Genomic DNA, 5,182 nt, shown 5'->3' with positions numbered 1-5,182 from the left:
TTTTTAGCGCTAAACCGAATTATCACTTAAATAATCGCCGGATGCTGGGAAACTAGCTTGTCCGGTGGTGTGTGGGGCTTATTATAATAGTTAGAAATAACGAAATGTAGTAATTCTATCACGATTCGAATCCCTTCTCAAACGCCAGACAACAATTCAATTTACTTCTATTTTAAAAAATTCATTAATTAAAATTAATTTTTATTATTAAATAAAAAATTTTTTTTTATTTAATAATGATAAAAGGAGAATAATTAAAATGGCTGTCCCCTTTAGAAGAACTAGTAAAACCGCTAAAAGAAAAAGACGTACTCATTACAAATTAAAATCACCTACTTTGGTATTATGCCCTGATACTAATAAATTTACTTTACCTCATCGTTTAACTAAAAATGGTGGTAATTTTTATAAAAATAAATTAATTTCGAAATTCAAAGACACGAATTAATCATATTTAAAAAAATATTTTAAATAAAAAAGGTATAATATGATTAAAATTAAAACATCACAAGAAATTCGTAAGATATGGCTGAATTTTTTTATATCTAAACAACATAAGTTAGAACCATCAGCATCTTTAGTACCAGATAAAGACCCTACTTTATTATGGATTAATGCTGGTGTATCACCTTTAAAAAAATATTTTAATAACTCTGTTGTACCTCGTCATAAACGTATAGTAAATATTCAAAAATGTTTAAGAGCTAATGATATCGAGATAGTAGGTAAAACTTCACGTCATCATACTTTTTTTGAAATGTTAGGGAATTTTTCGATAGGAGATTATTTTAAAAAAGAAGCTATTGAATTAGCTTATGAATTTTTAACATCTCACGAATTTTTAGCCTTAGATATTAATAAATTATATATTACTTATTTTGAAAAAGATTTAGAAACTTATAATTATTGGCTACAAAAAGGTATCGATAAAAATAATTTAATTTCTTTAAAAGAAAATTTTTGGGAAATAGGTGAAGGACCATGTGGGCCTTGTACCGAAATTTTTTTTGATCGTGGTCCAAAATATGATCAACGTAATAGTGATCTGATCTTGAATAATATAGAAAACAATCGTTTTATTGAAATATGGAATATTGTTTTTTCGCAATATAATTTAGAAATTAAAAATAATCGCAAAATTTATCATGAGTTATCGAATAAAAATATCGATACTGGAGCCGGATTAGAACGTTTAGCTTGTATTTTGCAAAATAAAGATAATAATTTTGAAACAGATTTATTTTTACCTATTATTAAAAAAATTTCTATTTTAAGTAATAAAATATACCATTTAGACAAAAATAAAGAAATTTTTAATATTATTTCGGATCATATTAGAGCTTTAGTTTTTGGAATTGCTGATGGTGTTACGTTAGCTAATGATGGCAGAGGTTATGTTTTAAAAAAAATTTTAAGAAGAGCTTTTCAAAAAGGTATTAAATTGGGTTTTAGTAAACCTTTTTTATTTGAATTAGTTCCTACAGTAGTTAATATTATGGAAGATTTTTATCCATATTTAAAATCGAAAATTCCGATTATTCAAACGATAATTTTATCTGAAGAACAGAAATTTTTATTAACTTTATGCGAAGGTAAGAATAAATTTTTAGAATTTACGAAAACTTCGAAAAAACTTTCGGATTCAGATTTTTTTAAACTTTACGATACTTATGGGTTACCTCCAGAAATAATTATAGAATATGCTAAAAATGACAAAGTTTTAGTAGACACAAAAGGATTTGAAAAAATTTTACAAAAACAAAAAAAAATATCATCTAACCAAGGTAAAATGATTTTTAAAAATAAAAATTATCAAAATAATAATTATTATAATGATTTTAATATTAAAAGTGAATTTATAGGTTATGAATGTTTTAGTAATTTAGCTAAAATAATTAAAATTTTTGAACATGGAATTGTATTAGACAAAACCCCTTTTTATGCTGAAATGGGAGGGCAAGTTTCTGATTGCGGCATGATTAATCAAAGTTATATAGAAAAAGTTGTTAAATTACCTCATGGACAATTTTTACACTATACGAAAGATAATTTCGAATTAGGGCAGCAAGTAAAAACATTTATTGATTTACAAAAAAGACATTTAATTTCTTTAAATCATACGGCTACACATTTATTACACGCCGCTTTAAAAATATTATTCAACCCTGATATAAAACAATGTGGTTCTTTTTTAAATAACAAAATGTTAAAATTTGATTTTAATTATTATAAATCTTTTTCTTTAGAAGATTTAATCGCTATAGAACAAAAAATAAATTTATGGATTAATGAAAGTTATCCTATTAATATTAAAACAATGAGTTTTAAAGACGCTCAAGATCAACAAATACAATTACTAGAACAAATCGAGTATAATGACATTGTAAGGGTAGTAGAAATTCAGGATATTTCGACACAATTATGCGGCGGTACACATGCCTTTAATACTTTATTTTTGCAAAAATTTGCCATTTTATCTTATAATTCTATTGGTTCGGGTATATATAGAATAGAAGCAACTACTACTGATTATAATATTGAAATTGGTTTTGATTTAAAAACTAAGCATTTGCAAATTCAAGAACAACAAATATTAAATAAAATAGAAAAACATTATCATTATTTATCAGAAAATTGCAATATTCCGAAATTCCAAGAAACTAAAAACAGTTATAAAAGTATTTTTCTTTATAAAAAATATTGTGAAGAATTACAAAAATTTTGGTTACAAATACAAAAGCAAATTCATCAAAAAGATATTATAAAAATGACTAAAGAAGCTGAAAAAATTATACCTTCTACAATAAAACCTTGCATGTTGTTGAGTTGTGATAATATTGATATTGATGAAAACATGTTAAAAAATCTATTAGAATATTTGATACAAAAATTAAAAATTAATTTTTTATGTTTATATAAACAAAAATCTAAATATTTTATTTTAGTTTGTAAAAGTAATATTGATACTATTAATGCTAAAGATTTTATTCAACGTGTTAATATTTTAATTGAAGGTAAAGGCGGAGGGAATGCGAAATTTGCTAAAAGTATTAGTTATCAAAAGGATAAATTAATAATATTGCAGCAAGAATGGTTAAAATGTTTATAAAAAAACAATTCTATCAAAAAGAAAATTTTTTAGGTTTAGATTTAGGAGAAAAAACTTTAGGAATTTCGTTTTCTAAATTTGGAATTATTGCGAAAAATTTAAAAACTATACATTTTCAGAGACATCAATATAGTAAATTAATTTTGCCTTTAGCAAATCTTATTCATGAAATGAATATTAATATAATTGTTTTAGGTAATCCTAAACATATGAACAATAACGTAGGAGTTAAATCTAAGATTAGTATTGCATTTGGTAAAAAAATTAAGAAATATTTTCCATCTGTTGAAGTATTTTTGTGGGATGAACGACTTTCTACTCAAGAAGCAATTAATAATATGCATCAAATTAAATACAAAAAAAACAGAATTTCAAAATTAAAAGATGAAATGGCTGCTGCAATAATTTTACAAAATTTTTTAAATTATCAAAAATATCATAATAAATTTGATTAATATTGAAAAAAAATTTATAAAGAAATAATATATCTATGTTTTATAATTTAAAAATAAAATATTTAAAAAATATGAAAAAGTACGCAATTCAAGAAAACATACCTATCATTCCTGAAGAAACTGGGATTTTTTTAGAAAATTTTATTAATACTAAAAAAATAGTAGATATTTTAGAAATAGGGACTGCTGTCGGGTATAGCGCGTTAACTATGTGCAATCCAACTAATCGAATCCAAACATTAGAAAGATCCAAGATTTATTATCAATTAGCCAAAAAAATATTTTCTCACACACCTTTTAATATTGAGGTAATTTGGACAGAAGCTCTAATTTATCAACCTAAAAAAGATTATGATTTAATTTTCATTGATGGCGCTAAATCACAATATTGCAAATTATTTGAAAAATATCAAAAATTTATAAAAAATAATGGTTTTATTATTTGTGATAATTTAAATTTTCATAATTTATTTAATAAACAAAATAATTCTAAAAATGTTTGTAAAATTCTAAAAAAAATACAAGCATTTAAAATATATTTAAAAAATAATTATTTTTTTAAAACTACATTTATAAATGTAGGAGATGGATTGAGTATTTCGTGTAAGAATTTTTTACCATCCGAATATATATATTTTAATGATAAAATAAATTATCCAAATTAAAAAATAATAAAAAAGAGGTTAGTTATTATGAACCAAGATCTTGATTCTTATGAGCATAAATATAAAATTGATAAAAAAAATATTCATAAAGACAAACAAATTTATAAACTAACTCAGGAAGGTGTAGATAAATTAAAGCAAGAACTAGATCATTTAACTTCCACTAAAAGAAGTGAAAATTTAATTTCTTTAAAAGAGGCTCGTGATCAAGGAGATTTAAGTGAAAATGCTGATTATGCAGCTGCCACTAATGAACAAATTATAATAGAAACACGTATTTCTGAAATCAAAAATATTTTAAAAAATATGCAAATTATTGATCATTCTAACCAAAATAAAGAAATTGTTACCATTGGTAATACGGTAGATATTCAGTTTTTAGATAATATGGAAATTTTAAAATTACATTTGGTTGGCATTTTAGAAGTAGATCCTTTGAACAATAAATTTTCTATTGAATCACCTATCGGACAAAGTTTACAAGGGCATAAAGAAGGTGATCAAGTAAGATATAAATCTGAAACAGGTAAAATAATTGATATTAAGGTTTTGAAAATAAATTGATATGAAATTAAAAAAATATACAAATTATATACCTAGTTTTTATTATGATTCTGTTTTTGAAATCCCTTTTGAAGATTTATTGCATAAAAATATTAAAGCTTTATTTTTTGATTTAGATAATACTCTTATAGAACCATATCAAAAAACTTTAAATGATAAAATTTATAATTTATTAATAAATATTAGTAAAAAATTTCAAATAATTATACTTTCTAATGGGGCGCCAAAGAGGCCTAAATATCGTGTGATTTGACCAATCACCAGTGCAGATAAACACTGAAAGGATAAGAATGGTTCATTAAACGAAAGAATAGTGAATTACAGCAGTTCTTAAAAGCGGGTTGCGACGAAGAAGTAGTTAGTCAAAAAGATTCCGCCACCTAATAATC

Annotated in this window: 6 protein-coding genes; all 6 read left to right on the top strand. The window is 23.6% G+C overall.

All coding sequences use genetic code 11. The features are described from left to right. The first annotated feature begins 259 nt into the window (after positions 1-259). From rpmF to NQK76_RS02290, 6 genes are read left to right on the top strand one after another with little or no spacing between them, the layout of a single operon-like run. Positions 260-448: a 50S ribosomal protein L32 gene (rpmF, locus tag NQK76_RS02315; RefSeq protein WP_054598525.1), complete on the top strand. Its 189-nt coding sequence runs from the start codon at positions 260-262 to the stop codon at positions 446-448. Positions 449-487: 39 nt separating this feature from the next. Next, positions 488-3,109, top strand: coding sequence for an alanine--tRNA ligase (gene alaS, locus NQK76_RS02310; protein ID WP_255872737.1), 2,622 nt, complete (start codon positions 488-490; stop codon positions 3,107-3,109). Continuing rightward, positions 3,100-3,564: a Holliday junction resolvase RuvX gene (gene ruvX / locus NQK76_RS02305; RefSeq protein ID WP_255872736.1), complete on the top strand. Its 465-nt coding sequence runs from the start codon at positions 3,100-3,102 to the stop codon at positions 3,562-3,564. Before alaS ends, ruvX begins: the two co-directional genes overlap by 10 nt. Before the next feature lie 35 nt (positions 3,565-3,599). Further along, a complete protein-coding gene (locus NQK76_RS02300; RefSeq protein ID WP_004994719.1) occupies positions 3,600-4,229 on the top strand; it encodes an O-methyltransferase in 630 nt (209 codons plus the stop codon). Between the two features lie 27 nt (positions 4,230-4,256). Further along, positions 4,257-4,793 carry a transcription elongation factor GreA gene (gene greA, locus NQK76_RS02295; RefSeq protein ID WP_004994717.1) on the top strand — a complete coding sequence of 179 codons (537 nt, stop codon included), beginning with the start codon at positions 4,257-4,259 and terminating at the stop codon, positions 4,791-4,793. Between the two features lies 1 nt (position 4,794). Further along, the gene (locus NQK76_RS02290) at positions 4,795-5,046 is read left to right on the top strand and encodes a hypothetical protein (protein WP_051049953.1); all 252 of its coding nucleotides are present in this window, start codon (positions 4,795-4,797) and stop codon (positions 5,044-5,046) included. Positions 5,047-5,182 lie beyond the last annotated feature (136 nt).

The organism is Candidatus Phytoplasma australasiaticum subsp. ipomoeae (assembly GCF_024425275.1).
GTDB classification, from domain to species: domain Bacteria; phylum Bacillota_I; class Bacilli_A; order Acholeplasmatales; family Acholeplasmataceae; genus Phytoplasma; species Phytoplasma australasiaticum.
This window is presented reverse-complemented; position numbering and strand designations above follow the sequence as displayed.

Excerpts from the sequence above, each read along its gene's own strand:
- rpmF (WP_054598525.1), top strand. The coding sequence starts at position 260 with ATGGCTGTCCCCTTTAGAAGAACTAGTAAAACCGCTAAAAGAAAAAGA.
- alaS (WP_255872737.1), top strand. The coding sequence starts at position 488 with ATGATTAAAATTAAAACATCACAAGAAATTCGTAAGATATGGCTGAAT.
- ruvX (WP_255872736.1), top strand. The coding sequence starts at position 3,100 with ATGTTTATAAAAAAACAATTCTATCAAAAAGAAAATTTTTTAGGTTTA.
- NQK76_RS02300 (WP_004994719.1), top strand. The coding sequence starts at position 3,600 with ATGTTTTATAATTTAAAAATAAAATATTTAAAAAATATGAAAAAGTAC.
- greA (WP_004994717.1), top strand. The coding sequence starts at position 4,257 with ATGAACCAAGATCTTGATTCTTATGAGCATAAATATAAAATTGATAAA.
- NQK76_RS02290 (WP_051049953.1), top strand. The coding sequence starts at position 4,795 with ATGAAATTAAAAAAATATACAAATTATATACCTAGTTTTTATTATGAT.